At 36.1% G+C, this 14,077-nt stretch carries 13 protein-coding genes; 7 read left to right on the forward strand and 6 right to left on the reverse strand.

Going from position 1 to position 14,077, the window contains the following annotated elements:
• Positions 1 to 33: 33 nt before the first annotated feature.
• The 3 genes from B154_RS0122000 to B154_RS0122025 form a co-directional block, all read right to left on the reverse strand.
• The gene (locus tag B154_RS0122000; RefSeq protein ID WP_018616523.1) at positions 34 to 234 is read right to left on the reverse strand and encodes a hypothetical protein; all 201 of its coding nucleotides are present in this window, start codon (positions 232 to 234) and stop codon (positions 34 to 36) included.
• Positions 235 to 672: 438 nt separating this feature from the next.
• Complete coding sequence (locus B154_RS0122015; RefSeq protein ID WP_018616526.1) at positions 673 to 3,438, reverse strand: valine--tRNA ligase; 2,766 nt, start codon at positions 3,436 to 3,438, stop codon at positions 673 to 675.
• Between the two features lie 318 nt (positions 3,439 to 3,756).
• Complete coding sequence (locus B154_RS0122025) at positions 3,757 to 3,993, reverse strand: hypothetical protein (RefSeq protein ID WP_018616527.1); 237 nt, start codon at positions 3,991 to 3,993, stop codon at positions 3,757 to 3,759.
• Positions 3,994 to 4,257: 264 nt separating this feature from the next.
• Here B154_RS0122025 and B154_RS0122035 point away from each other — a divergent pair, with 264 nt between their 5' ends.
• Positions 4,258 to 5,619: an exonuclease domain-containing protein gene (locus tag B154_RS0122035; RefSeq protein WP_033412400.1), complete on the forward strand. Its 1,362-nt coding sequence runs from the start codon at positions 4,258 to 4,260 to the stop codon at positions 5,617 to 5,619.
• Positions 5,620 to 5,665: 46 nt separating this feature from the next.
• On the opposite strand, the gene B154_RS0122040 is transcribed toward B154_RS0122035, so the two are convergent.
• Positions 5,666 to 6,379, reverse strand: a complete 714-nt coding sequence (locus tag B154_RS0122040; RefSeq protein WP_018616530.1) for an ABC transporter ATP-binding protein — start codon at positions 6,377 to 6,379, stop codon at positions 5,666 to 5,668.
• 113 nt (positions 6,380 to 6,492) lie between these two features.
• Positions 6,493 to 6,783, reverse strand: a complete 291-nt coding sequence (gene gatC, locus B154_RS0122045) for an Asp-tRNA(Asn)/Glu-tRNA(Gln) amidotransferase subunit GatC (RefSeq protein ID WP_018616531.1) — start codon at positions 6,781 to 6,783, stop codon at positions 6,493 to 6,495.
• A 247-nt stretch (positions 6,784 to 7,030) separates the two neighbouring features.
• On the opposite strand from gatC, the gene B154_RS0122050 reads away from it, so the two are divergent.
• From B154_RS0122050 to B154_RS0122075, 6 genes are all read left to right on the forward strand, one after another.
• Positions 7,031 to 8,425: a sigma-54-dependent transcriptional regulator gene (locus B154_RS0122050; RefSeq protein ID WP_018616532.1), complete on the forward strand. Its 1,395-nt coding sequence runs from the start codon at positions 7,031 to 7,033 to the stop codon at positions 8,423 to 8,425.
• A 53-nt stretch (positions 8,426 to 8,478) separates the two neighbouring features.
• Positions 8,479 to 8,856 (forward strand): Hpt domain-containing protein, encoded by a 378-nt coding sequence (locus B154_RS0122055; RefSeq protein WP_018616533.1) that lies wholly within the window; start codon positions 8,479 to 8,481, stop codon positions 8,854 to 8,856.
• A 214-nt stretch (positions 8,857 to 9,070) separates the two neighbouring features.
• Positions 9,071 to 9,316: a hypothetical protein gene (locus B154_RS0122060; protein ID WP_018616534.1), complete on the forward strand. Its 246-nt coding sequence runs from the start codon at positions 9,071 to 9,073 to the stop codon at positions 9,314 to 9,316.
• 229 nt (positions 9,317 to 9,545) lie between these two features.
• Complete coding sequence (locus B154_RS0122065; RefSeq protein ID WP_018616535.1) at positions 9,546 to 10,403, forward strand: SDR family oxidoreductase; 858 nt, start codon at positions 9,546 to 9,548, stop codon at positions 10,401 to 10,403.
• A 16-nt stretch (positions 10,404 to 10,419) separates the two neighbouring features.
• Positions 10,420 to 11,109, forward strand: a complete 690-nt coding sequence (locus B154_RS0122070; RefSeq protein ID WP_018616536.1) for a YgaP-like transmembrane domain — start codon at positions 10,420 to 10,422, stop codon at positions 11,107 to 11,109.
• Positions 11,110 to 11,248: 139 nt separating this feature from the next.
• The gene (locus B154_RS0122075) at positions 11,249 to 13,246 is read left to right on the forward strand and encodes a PAS domain-containing sensor histidine kinase (RefSeq protein WP_018616537.1); all 1,998 of its coding nucleotides are present in this window, start codon (positions 11,249 to 11,251) and stop codon (positions 13,244 to 13,246) included.
• Here the strand turns inward: B154_RS0122075 and B154_RS0122080 are convergent.
• On the reverse strand, positions 13,227 to 14,060 hold the full coding sequence (locus B154_RS0122080) for a CvfB family protein (RefSeq protein ID WP_018616538.1): 834 nt from the start codon (positions 14,058 to 14,060) through the stop codon (positions 13,227 to 13,229). The genes B154_RS0122075 and B154_RS0122080 overlap by 20 nt on opposite strands.
• Positions 14,061 to 14,077 lie beyond the last annotated feature (17 nt).

The following is a 14,077-nucleotide window of genomic DNA, read 5'->3' on the forward strand; positions in this document are numbered from 1 at the left end:
CTTTTAAGTTTGTTGTAGATTTTGCTTATTTCATCAAGCTGCCCTGCTACTCTCGTTATAACTTATTTTAACGGCCGCTTCATCTTTAACGATAATATTTTCATTTTCCAAATATTTGAAAATATCATTTGCAGCTGACTTGCTATCAGTAAAAAAACCATCGACTCCACACCTTGATTTGTCGATCAGTTGCTGAATATTCAGCAAGACTTCATTTTTATTAACGCTATTCATATGTTGCAACTTTTACATCTGGTAGTTATATTTCAAGTAATTCCTTACTTTTTCATTGACCGCAATATTGAACCACTGGATGCAAGGTTTATAAAAAGAATATTTCCTACATTTTATATTAGAGTAATAATAACGAGGAAGATTAAAAAAAACGTGCTATTTAGTTGTTAAAAAGATGAAAATAAAGCTACAGGATTCCCGAAGAGAAATTTATGTATTTAAAATACCGATAACAAGAAAACACCGGGAAATACTGAAACAGTTAAATGTTTCAGGAGATGAAATTTAAAGAAATTGGAAATGTGACAAAAGGTAGATTTTTATTGAAAGCGAATGAAACACCTACCCTTAATACAAATATAATATATAACAAAATGTAGGATTATTTTAAATCCTACATTTTGTTATAGCTCAACTGTACAAGTAAGTGTCTCTAGGTTATAATGATGCTAAAGTTTCTTCAATTGTCTTTATTCTTGCCTCCGCATCGGCCTGCTTTTTCTTTTCCAGCTCGACTATTTCAGCTTTAGCATTTGCTACAAAACGTTCATTGCCTAATTTTTTTATTACAGTTTGCAAAAAGTTTTTTTGATGCTGAAGGTCTTTAAGCAATTCATTTTTTAGTGATTCCGTATCTATTTGATTTTCACATTCAATGTAGAATTTATCTTTTTCTACTGCAATCACAATAGCATTAGGAACTGCATCATTTACATGATAAATTTTTTCTGCGTTTATCTGCTTCGCTAAAATCTCTTCTATATTTTTGTATATTGAACCGTTAGCAGATTGCACATGTAGTTTGATTGTTTCTTTAGGCTTTAACTGGTTTTTATTTCTTGCGTCCCGGAGTGCAGAAATAACTTGTTTCAGTAATTCTCCAGCGGCTAAAATATTCTGATCTGCAGCCTCTATTTTAGGAAACTGCTTTACGCACAGGTCATCCTCTCTTTCACGAAGCAAATGATAAATTTCTTCTGAAATAAACGGCATAAATGGATGAAGCATTTGCAATAATTCTTCAAAAAACCAGACAGTTTTATCATAAACCTCTTCTTCTATCCGCTGCTCAAAACCCGGCTTTACCCATTCGAGGTACCAACTGCAGAAATCATCCCAAATAAGAGAATAAATGCTTTTTAATGCCTCACTTAATTTAAACTGTGAATACATTACCTCTACCTCTGCCCTTACCTCGTTTAACCTGTTTTCAAACCAATCAATCGCTATGTGATGACTTCTTGATTTTTCGACTTCTGCCAAATCTTCAATTTCACCTGTTTGCAGCTTGGTTTCATCCGTTAAACGCCAGTTATCATCTACCTCCTGGGTGGTGTTATCTGTCGACGTCCGCCCTTCCCACATCTTTACCAGCTTTAAAGCATTCCACAATTTATTATTAAAATTCCGCCCTTGTTCAAGGCTCGCTTCGTCAAACAATAAATCGTTTCCGGCAGGTGAAGAAATCATAATACCAAAGCGAACCGCATCAGCTCCATATTTATCAATCAATTGCAAAAGATCGGGACTATTACCCAGGCTCTTGCTCATTTTCCTTCCGAGTTTATCCCTAACCATTCCGGTAAAATATACATCGCTAAAAGGCTTTTCGTTCCTATAATGCATTCCTGCCATAATCATTCTCGCCACCCAAAAGAAAATAATATCCTGTCCGGTAACCAAAACCGAAGTAGGATAATAATAATTAATATCGTGATTTTCCGGATCAGAAATTCCTTTAAAAACTTCCATGGGCCAAAGCCATGATGAGAACCACGTATCCAGAACGTCAGCATCCTGTTTTAATTGATCATTGTCAGTTAGCTGTTGACCAAATTTTTCCTTGTATTTTTCTATAGCCGCTTCATAAGTCTCGGCAACAACATAGTTTCCTTTCTCATCATACCAGGCGGGAATTTGTTGGCCCCACCAGAGTTGCCGGCTAATACACCAGTCTTTTACATTTTCAAGCCAATATTTATAAGTTGCTAAAAATTTATCTCCCGGATGAATTCTTATTTCTCCATCTACAACTGCGTTAAGTGCCGGCCGCGCAAGTTCTTTCATTTTTACAAACCACTGGGTGCTTATTCGAGGCTCAACTACAGCCCCACTCCGCTGGCTATGTCCAAGGCGGCTTGCATATTCTTCTTCATTTATCAGAAACCCTTTTTCTTGCAGTTCGGCTATAATTTTCTTGCGGGCAACGAAACGATCTTCTCCTATATATATTTGTGCGGCAGCACTTAATGTTCCATCGGGGTTTAAGGTATCAACTACTTCAAGATGATGTTTTAATCCTAGATTATAGTCATTAATGTCATGGGCAGGAGTTACTTTCAATGCGCCCGTACCAAACACAGGATCAACATATTCATCAAATATTATTGGGATGCGACGGTTTATTAATGGCACAATCGCAAATTTCCCCTTTAAATGTTTATAGCGTTCATCGTTAGGATTTACACAAATAGCCGTATCACCCATAATTGTCTCTGGCCGTTGGGTGGCAATGGTAATGAAGTTAAATGCAGCGTTTTGACTGTTAACAGAATTGGGCGTAGACTCCTTCAACTGTCCTTCGTCATCCACCAAGATGTAGTTGAGATAATACAGCTTTCCAATAATATCCTTAAACTCTACCTCTTCATCGCTCAACGCTGTTTTAGCTGCCGGATCCCAATTTATCATTCGTGCACCACGATAAATTAATCCCTTATTATACAAATCAATAAAAACTTTTATTACTGATTTGTAATAATGATCATCCATAGTAAAAGTAACCCGCTCCCAGTCAACGCTGCATCCCAGTTTCTCTATCTGGTTATAAATAATATCGCCATATTTGTCTTTCCATTCAAATGCATACTTTAAAAATTCTTCGCGGCTTAATTCATTTTTATCAATTCCTTTTTCTTTGAGCATCTGCACTACTTTGGCTTCTGTAGCAATACTTGCGTGATCGCTTCCCGGCACCCAGCATGCATTAAATCCGCTCATTCTTGCTTTTCTTACTAGTATATCCTGCACTGTTTCATTTAGAGTATGACCCATGTGCAACACGCCTGTAACATTTGGCGGAGGAATAACCACAGTATAAGGTGGTCTTTCGTCAGGCCTGCTTTTAAAATATCCTTTTTCCGTCCAATGTTTGTACCACCTTGCTTCTGTTACCGAAGGAATATAATTCTTACTCAGTTCCATAATATGTTTAGATGCTATGCTTTATCCATAATAATTATTGATCTTTAAAACGCTGTTTTTAATTTATGATTTATGTCAGCCATTTGTCGTGTATCACAATGAATCAGGCAGAAATTTTTTGACATTCTGTAATCACTTTCCCGGCTAACCACTGATATTTTTAGCCTTTTGCCAACCTTTTTTAAAATTTAAAAACAGCATTTTAAAATTGGAGTGCAAATGTACAAAAACCAAGGCCGGTTTTACAAAACGATAAAACACATAAAAAAAGCTCCTGCGTGAGGAGCCTTTATATAAAATCTAATGTTATCACTTCTTTTACCTTATCATCATTTTAGTATCCCAAAAATAAGCAGGAAGAATGGAGGAAACTTTGCTTTTTGATTCCTCAGTTTCGTACTCTTTACTATTTTCGCGGGATTTCCCTTGAGATAATTTTTCACAACATTTCCTTATTACTTTTACTCCTTCAGTTATTTTTGAAACATTATCTGTTTTGCAAGCGCTTATAGTTAAAGCGCTAAACATAATTACAGTATACAGCAGCTTTTTCATAAGCTTTAGTTGATTTGGCTAAATTAATTTTAATTTCAAAATGATGTATGTTAATTAATGTTAAGATAACATCATAGTACACTTTCTTACTTTTCAAACGTTTTTATCATGTGATAGTTACATTGTTTACTATGTTTTTTTAAAATTCATTCTTAAAACTGTTTTCCTTTTTTGTATCTTGCCTTAAACCCAAAAATATTTTTTACTCTTTTTTGTTTTAAGAAATTACTTTCCATATATCTTTAGAATTTGTGAGTTATGGCCATGTATGCAATTGTAGATATAGAGACAACGGGTGGATATGCAAGTGGAAATTCCATTTCTGAAATTGCTATAGCGATACACGATGGGGAAAAAATGGTTGAGTATTTTGAAACGCTTATTAATCCGCAAACCCCCATTCCCCGTTATATACAGGCGTTGACAGGTATAACCAATGCAATGGTAAGCCAGGCTCCGCTTTTTGAAGAAGTTGCACCTAAAATATATAGCCTTTTGCATGACAAAGTATTTGTAGCTCATAATGTCAACTTCGATTATTCTTTTATAAAACACCAGTTGGCCCAATGCGGCTACGATATTGATTGTAAGAAACTCTGCACAGTACGTCTTGGCCGCAAGGTATTACCCGGTCAAAACAGTTATAGCCTGGGCAATCTTTGCCGCAGCCTGGAAATAGAAATTGAACAACGGCATCGCGCAGGTGGCGATGCTTTGGCAACTGTAAAACTTTTTGAATGCATTTTACAGAACGACTTGGAAGGTGATATACAAGCAATGCTCAAAGGCAATTCAAAAGAACAATTTCTTCCTCCCAATTTACCAGTAGAGAAAGTTGCCCAGTTGCCCTCCTGCCCGGGAGTATATTATTTTCACAATCAAAAGGGAAAAATAGTATATGTTGGAAAGGCGAAAGATTTAAAAAAACGTGTAAACAGTCATTTCTCCAATAATAAGCCCGGAAAACAAAAGCAGGAGTTTTTGCGTGAAATCTATAATATTTCCTTCCAGCTATGCGGTTCAGAGCTAATGGCTTTTATTCTGGAAAGCATAGAGATAAAGCGTTTATGGCCTTTGTACAATCGAAGCCTGAAGGGTTTTCAGCAAACGTATGGTCTATATATGTATGAGGATGGCAGAGGCTACCAGAGGTTGGTGATAGAAAAAATAAAAAGGCAACTAAGGCCCTTGTACACGTTTAACCTTTTGCTTGATGGCATTAATTTATTAAAAAAACTGATTGAAGCGTTTGATCTATGTGCAAGATTATGCTTTGTAGATGTTAGTCCCGGCGCTACATTGGCCGACGAACTATCACCCAACGAATATAATGAAAGAGTAAATAACGCCATTCAATATCTTAGTTCTTCGCTTCCGAGTTTTGCTGTAGTTGAAGATATTGCTTTGCCTAAAAAAGAATATAAACAAGGTATCATATTAATGGAAAAAGGATCTTTTTACGGGATGGGGTATCTTCCTGCAAATGTTTCTTGCACTCATATTGAAGAGGTAAAAAAACATGTAACACAATACCCTGAAAGTGATTATATACGAGGCCTTGTTTATCAATACGCTTCCAAATATCCTCAACGGAAGGTAGAGTTGAATACACAATCTAATTATTAAAGCAGAATTATCTCATTATCTTTTTAATCATCTGTAATAAAGGAATCTATACAACTGTTCCAAGTACTGCATGGGCACTTCTTAAAGTGTCACTTTCAATTACTCCGTCTCTAAGCCTTACCACTCTTTTTGCGTAAGCAGCAATGTCTTCTTCATGAGTAACTAACACTACCGTATTTCCAGATTCCTGTATTTTGCTAAAAATGTCCATTACCTCCACAGATGTTTTACTGTCAAGGTTTCCCGTTGGTTCGTCAGCAAGTATTATGGCGGGGTTATTTACCAAAGCTCTTGCAATAGCTACACGTTGTATTTGCCCACCACTCAATTCATTTGGCTTGTGCTTACTCCTGTCTGCAAGGCCCACTTTAACCAAAACTTCCATAGCCCTTTCCGTTCTTTCTTTTTTGCCTACGCCGGCATACACTAAGGGGAGAGCAACATTTTCAGCAGCGGTTAGTCTGGGCAATAAATTAAATTGCTGAAATATAAATCCTATATCTTTATTTCTAACCTCGGCCAGATCATTATCCGGCATGGTACTTACATCTTTTCCGTTTAAAATATATGTGCCTGAAGTAGGGCTGTCAAGACATCCTAAAATATTCATCAAAGTACTTTTTCCAGAGCCGGAAGGACCCATTAGCGCCACATACTCATTTTTTAAAATATCAAGGTTTATTCCTTTTAAAACAGGCAACGCCTGTACTCCCATAAAATAACTTTTATTAATATTCTGCAGATGTATAATGGACTCCATAAATAACAATAGTATTTTAGCTTGATTCTATTAAAGAATTTGTAAATGGGACCATTATAAAGTCAGTTGCAAAGTCAATATCTGTTGTAGAACTTTACAAGAGTTTCGATAAATTACTTTCGAATTACCTTCGGCACCTTAAAAAACTGCTCGTCTTTTAGCGGTGCATTTAGTAATCCTTCCTCTCTTGTTATTGAACCTTTAACTTCATCTTCCCGCAATACATTTACCTCATCTGTCATAAATAATAATGGTTGCACTCCTGTCGTATCCAGTTCATTTAATTTCTCAATAAATGATATCATTTTCTGCAGATCCTTTTTTATGTCCGCTTTCTCTGCCGGCTCAAATCTAAGTCTTGCAAGATTTGCAAGCTTATCTACTAATTCGTCGTTTACTTCCATACAAGTAGTTATTAAACAAAAATAGTTTAATACAGTCAATAGTCAATAACCAGTAATTGATTGGATTATTTGCATCAGTATCCATGCAATAATTAGTCAGTTATAACCGTTAGCCAGTTAATTTATTGTTTAACTTTTACCTTTTTCACTGTGAACAATCAATCGGGTTTAGCCTCTACTGCACATTTTTTATTTCATATTAAGCTAAAAATACAATACCTCAAATACTTTTTCGTTTTACCAATATATGAAGAACCAAAAGCCCTTTAAGGTTTTTATCGTAGAAGATGATTTATGGTATAGCTCCATGCTGGAGTATTACCTGTCTTTAAATCCTGACTACGTCATAACTAAGTTCGATACTGCCAAATCATTTCTTTCAAAACTGCATGAGAAACCGGATGTAGTCACACTCGACTATTCATTGCCGGATATGAATGGCGATCGTCTTTTGAAGCAAATCAAAGAAACCAGTCCCGACACCAAAGTGATCATCATTAGCGGGCAGGAAGATGTAAAAGTGGCACTCGATCTTCTGAAAAAAGGAGCCAACGAATATATTGTAAAAGATGAAGACACAAAGGATAGGATATGGAATGCTATAAAAAATCTGCGGGAGAATATTGAACTTAAACAGGAAATTGAATACCTGAAAGAAGAGGTTAGCCGGAAGTACGATTTCAGCAATGCAATTATTGGTAACAGTCCTGTCATTCAGCGTGTCTTTAGTTTAATGGAGAAAGCTGCACGCACAAATATAACCGTATCAGTAACCGGCGAAACAGGAACAGGTAAAGAACTTGTTGCCAAATCAATTCACTATAACTCGCCTCGAAAAAACATGTCTTTTGTCGCCGTTAACCTGGCGGCAATTCCAAAAGATCTTTTAGAAAGTGAACTGTTTGGGCATGAGAAAGGTGCATTTACAGGGGCAATTGCCAGGCGCATAGGTAAATTTGAAGAAGCCTCAAAAGGAACGCTCTTTCTTGATGAAATAGGTGAAATGGATATAAATATGCAGGCCAAATTATTACGCGCCCTGCAGGAAAAAGAAATAGTTCGACTGGGAAGTAATGACGTAGTAAAAGTAGACGTAAGGATAATTGTTGCTACGCATCGAAATTTACTCGAAATGGTTAAAAACGGCACTTTCAGAGAAGACCTTTATTATCGTATATTAGGTTTGCCTATCAACCTTCCACCTTTGCGTGAAAGAGAAAGTGATGTTCTCATTATTGCAAAACACTTTATGGATTCTTTTTGCAAAGAAAATAGTTTACCAAAGAAAAACTTGCTAACAGAAGCGAAGAAAAAACTATTGGCTCACGCATTTCCAGGAAATGTGAGAGAGCTAAAATCAATTATTGAACTTGCCTGCGTAATGGCTGAAGATAAAGATATAGAAGCAGAGCACTTAAATGTAACATCCCAAAACTCAATGAGTGATTTTATGCTTAAAGAGGCAAGCCTGAAAGAATTTACCACAAAGTTCATCCAGTTTTACCTGGATAAATATAATTATGATGTGTTGAAGGTGGCACGCAAACTTGATGTAGGAAAATCAACCATCTACCGTATGATTCAGAATAAAGAGGTTTTTGTAAACAAAAAATACTCTATGGAAGAAAGTTTTTTGAACTAAGCTTTCAACTTTTTTATAAAATACGATTTAAAAACATTGTAAACAATATTTTTATGCACGGTCCGGTGGAGGTAGATGCTCATATGACGGAAAAGCTTTATGATCTTAAGCAGTTAAAAGAGATATTGGGTGGAAACTCTGAGTTTCTCACTTCTCTTGCATGTATTTACCTTACAACCATACCTGTAAATACAAAAGAAATCATACAGGCGATAACGAAAGAAGATTGGCCCAGGGTTTCAAAACTGGCACACAAAATAAAACCAACAATAGATAGTATGAATATAAAATGTATAACATCAGATATTCGTACGCTTGAAACAGATGCAAAAAACAGGGTGAATACGGAAACATTAGAAAAAATAGCCGTAAAGGTTGATACGGTTGTTAATACAGTAGCCCAACAACTCAGGTACGAGTTTAACTTATAAAACTGCTTTATCTGTAACTATCGATGACGAAATTGTAATAGTTGTATAAGGTTAAAAAATAAATTGTAAAAAATTACACTAAAATATTTAATGTCCCCCGGATTGGCTGCCTTCATGGCAGCCTTTTTTATGCTTCTCCAATTTTCATAAAAGCCCCTTACAAAGTCTGGAACGATTTTTTTCTGATTGTTACATATTCTAAAATTCATTAACAATGAAAAAAATTCAGAAAGTATCATTGGCATTCATTGCGGCTACAACATTCTTTATTTATGCTTGCGGCCCAAACGACAATAAAGGTTCAATGGATGAGAAAAACAGTGGCGGTGAAGGCGCTGTTGACAGTACAAAGATTCCTAACTTTGATTCGTCCCATGCAGATTCATCCCATGCTTCTTTATCAAGTCCAGAGCTTATTCCTTCTACCGTTGCTTATAAAACAAAAACTGCATTTTTGTAAAACCTGTCAACTTTTTCTTTCGATATAACCACCTATTCAAAGCCTTATATACAGCAATTAGCAACTATTTAATTGTGTAAAAGATTTTTTGAAGTAGAAAGATCAAGGTATAGGTGAGAGAAGAAAGTAAGTATAAGAATGTTCAAAAAGCTCTACAATTTCTTTTGAACCGAAGATTTAAAAAGGCGGGAACAATCTTATTAAGTGATAACTATTAAAACAATATTTTATGGCAAAGTCAGGAGAGCATCCTTTTGAACAGGAAATCGACAAAAGTGTAGACAGCGAACAGGAAATGGCTGATAAGCCCGTTTACGAAAGAGACTATGACAGGCAGGCTAAAAAATTACAGGATAAGGTTGCGATTATAACCGGGGGAGACAGTGGAATTGGCAAGGCCGTAGCGGTGCACTTTGCTCGCGAAGGAGCAGATGTAGTGATAGTGTACCGAAAAGAAAAAGAAGATGCAGAAGACACAAAAACGCTGGTAGAGCAAAAAGGCAGGCGAGCTTTTCTTATTGAAACTGATGTTAGTATTAATGCTAATTGCGAAGATATAGTAAGACAAACACTAGCACAGTTTGGCAAAATTGATATACTTGTAAATAACGCTGCCATACAGGTCACCCACCAGGATTTAACTGAGATTAGTGAAGAAGAGTGGGACCAGACTTTCAGAGTAAATATTTACGCCCAGTTTTTTCTTACCAAAGCCGCTTTGCCACATTTAAAAGCAGGCGACTCCATTATTAATACAGCTTCGGTAAATGCGTACAAAGGTAACAAACAGTTGGTGGATTACACTTCTACAAAAGGCGCTATTATTGCTTTCACCCGCTCTATGTCGGCCCAACTTGCAGAAAAAGGCATAAGGGTAAATGCCGTAGCACCAGGGCCTATCTGGACACCACTAATACCATCAACTATGCATAAAGACCGTACTGAGTTTGGGAAGGAAGTACCTATGAAACGTGCCGGTCAACCTGCCGAAGTAGCGCCAAGCTTTGTATTTCTTGCTTCAGAAGATGCCAGTTATTTTACAGGCCAGTGTCTTCATCCCAATGGTGGGTCAGTTTTAAACACTTAAAATTAAATTTTATATTATGAATACAAATTCATCAACAGGTGCTAAGCTTTCTGTTAATGTCGGAAAACTGGAACGAGTAGCATCTATACTTGCCGGTACTGCTTTATTGTTTCAAGGATTAAAAAACGAGGAAAAGAAATCAGGTATTGCCATGGCAATAGCAGGTGGAATATTGTTTTTTCGTGGTGCAACCGGTCATAGTACCGTCTACAGCATTGCAGGAAAAAGAAAGCTGCCTGATACCGTTAAGAATATTAATATTATGACCAAGCTTACGGTCAACCGTCCAAGGCAGGAAGTATATGATTTCTGGAGAAAACTAAGTAACCTTCCCATGTTTATGGAACATTTGAAAAGAGTCGACATAATTGACAGCAAAAGATCTCATTGGGTAGCAAAAGTTCCGGGGCATTTAGGCGAAATTGAATGGGATGCTGAAATAGTAAAAGAAATTGATGGTGAACTATTAGGCTGGAATTCTTTGCCACATGCATCTATAAACAATGCAGGGAAAGTAGAGTTTAGAGATGCAGACGAAAATGGCACAGAAATAACAGTATTGATAACTTACCGCGCCCCATTTGGAGATGTAGGTGAAGGAATTGCATCGATGCTAAACCCGGTATTTAAAAAAATGATTACAAAAGATGTCAACAATTTTAAGCGATATATAGAGGCAGGAGATATTGCAACAATAGAAAGTTAAGAGAAGCTACAGGTGATCTTTAAAAACATGGACAATTTTTAATGTTGTCCATGTTTTATTTTTCTACACCGCTATTAGTTATTTAATTTAATTACCAATTATTTTATTATGAACTGCATTCACTCCTAATTAAGACGAAATGCCGCATCTTTCCGATATCAATCTTTTAGAATTAATTTATTTAAAAGATTATTCCATTTTTATAAGAAAAACCAAATTTGAAGATTTGGTTTCAATTTATCTTATAAACATTCAGTCTTCAGATATTCCTCTGCTTTCCTTTTTTTCTCACATAACCAAAGAACAGTTGCTTGAGTCAGCACGACAGGGCCTTTCGAAATTGTTAACAGGTCTTGAAAATGGAACGGCTATACACCAGGTAGAAGAAAGTCTCAATCACTGGAAAAATAATGGCATTTCAGGCATTCCACGTGAGTCTATATCTTTAAAAGATATTGCCTTAATTTATTCTGCACAAAAACTGGCTTTCCAGTCGTTTTTACAATATTATACTTCTGACGTCTCTGTTGCTGTGCAGGTAATTAATGAAATAGAACTTTATTATAACCAGGTACAGGAATTGGCAGTTAAAATGTTTCAGACAATTCAACATGAAGAACAGGAAAAAAGGCAGGAAAGTGAAAATAAATATCGTGATCTTTTTGATAATGCCAGCGATCTCATTCAAATTGTTACTCCGGAAGGCACCCTCCTTTACGTAAATAATACCTGGCTCAATACTCTTGGTTATACTATTCAGGAAATAGAAGGCCGCTCAATCTTTGAGGTAATTAAAAATAGTGAAATAGACAAATATAAAAAACACCGAAAAAAAGTTGTAGAAGAAACATCTACCGAAAATATAAGAACCATTTATTTAAAAAAGAACGGCGAAGAAATAACGATTGAAGGTTCTATAAATTGCAAGTACGTTAATGGAAAACCAGAATATATAAGAGGAATTTTTCACGACATAACCTTAAAATTAGAACAGGAAAGAAAAATACAATACTATACAGACCAGTTAGCTGAAAGAGAGGAAAATTTACGAAATATAATTGAGCAGGCGCCTGACGCAGTAATTGTAATTGATAAAGAAAACCAAATAAAATTATGGAACCCAAAGGCCGAGGCAGTATTTGGTTGGAAAACAGATGAAGTAATTGGCAAATCAATGCCCGAAATAATTGTGCCTGTTGAATATCGGGAGAGACATACGACAGGTTTAAACCGATTTCTTTCTACCAAAGAAGCACGTATAATTAATAAAACGGTTGAAGTACCGGCTATCCACAAAGAGGGATACGAGTTCTTTATATCGCTAACAGTTTCACATTCAATACAAGGCGAAAAAGATATTTTTATAGCTTTTGTACGAGACGTAACCGAGCAAAGGAAGAACCAGCTTGAGCTTGAAAATAAAAGAAAGCAACTGGAAAAATCTAACCAGGAGCTTGAACAATATGCGTGGCTTACTTCTCATGACTTAAAAGAACCGCTGCGGAAAATATTAACTTTTAGTGATGCTCTTATAAAAAAACACGATAAAAATATTCCTGAAAATACACTTAACTATTTACTAAAAATACATCATGCTGCAAGACGAATGGACCGTCTAATAGAGGCAGTTTTATTATATTCAAATGTAACAAGTAACGAAGATCTGTTTGCTCCGACAAATCTTGCTACTATCCTAAACGAAGTAATTGATGACCTTGAAATATTGGTTACTTCTAAAAATGCTACAATAACTTTCAACAATTTACCGGTAATAAATTCCATCCCCATTCAGATGAGGCAATTGTTTCAAAATCTTGTAAGTAATGCAATAAAATACAGTAAGCCTAATGAACCAATTGAAATAAATATTACTTGTAAAAGAGAACAAAATGGCTATACGTTTCAGGTAAAAGATAATGGAATAGGTTTTAATAAAATATATGCAGAAAAAATTTTCCAGGTTTTTCAACGTCTACAGCCAACAGAAATATATGAAGGAACAGGCATTGGTCTTGCATTATGCAAAAAGATAGTGGAAGTTCACAAAGGAACGATACATGCAGAAAGTGAAGCAGGCGTTGGCTCTAGTTTCATCATCTACTTACCCGATCTGCCCATTAGCTCTCAGCCAACTTAATACCTGTTTTGGTAAAAGTTATTTTTTGTTGCTTATACAAATTTCCGGTAGCCATTTTAAAGGCTTTTTTACTCATCCCAAAGAAATTATAGATTTCTTCCGGGTCTGACTTGTCATGGTAAGGTAAATAGCCGTTGTTCTCATTAAGTAGTCTCAGTATTTTTTCAGCTTCATCTTCTACCCTGTTGTATCCCGGCCGGCCTATAACAACATCAATCTTGTTTTCGGGTCGAATAGTTTTTACATATCCCTTCATCTTATCGCCTACCCCAATATTTTGGTATATCTCATTGAAATGTAAAACGCCTGTATGTATATTGTTAATAATTACCAGGTAGCCGATATCCGTACGCCTGTATACAGTAAGGTCAACAATATCTTTTTCTTTTACTGTAAGATTTTCGTTACTTAAAAAAGGCTCAATTTTTTCTGTCGCTGCTACCCGGCCGGTTTGTTCGTCAAGGTAAATTTTTACAAGGTATTCTGCACCCTGACGCATGCCGCTTAATTGCTTGCTTTTGGGAACAAAAATATCTTTCATCAATCCCCAGTCAAGAAACGCTCCCTGGTTAGTTACTGTAACTGCTTTCATTTTTACAATATCACCAACCACGCCCTTAGGATGCTGGGTAGTAGCAATTACTCTGCCTTCTGAGTCATGATAAACAAAAACTTTTATTTCATCACCTATCGCCAATCCTTCAGGTGCAAATCTTTTTGGAAGTAGAATACCTGCAGCACCATCATCGAGGTAAAAACCGAAATCTACCGCCCTTACCACTTTCAATACATTATAATCCCCGACTTTTACCATATTTTATGTTTCAGCAG

It is taken from the genome of Segetibacter koreensis DSM 18137, assembly GCF_000374045.1.
Taxonomy (GTDB): domain Bacteria; phylum Bacteroidota; class Bacteroidia; order Chitinophagales; family Chitinophagaceae; genus Segetibacter; species Segetibacter koreensis.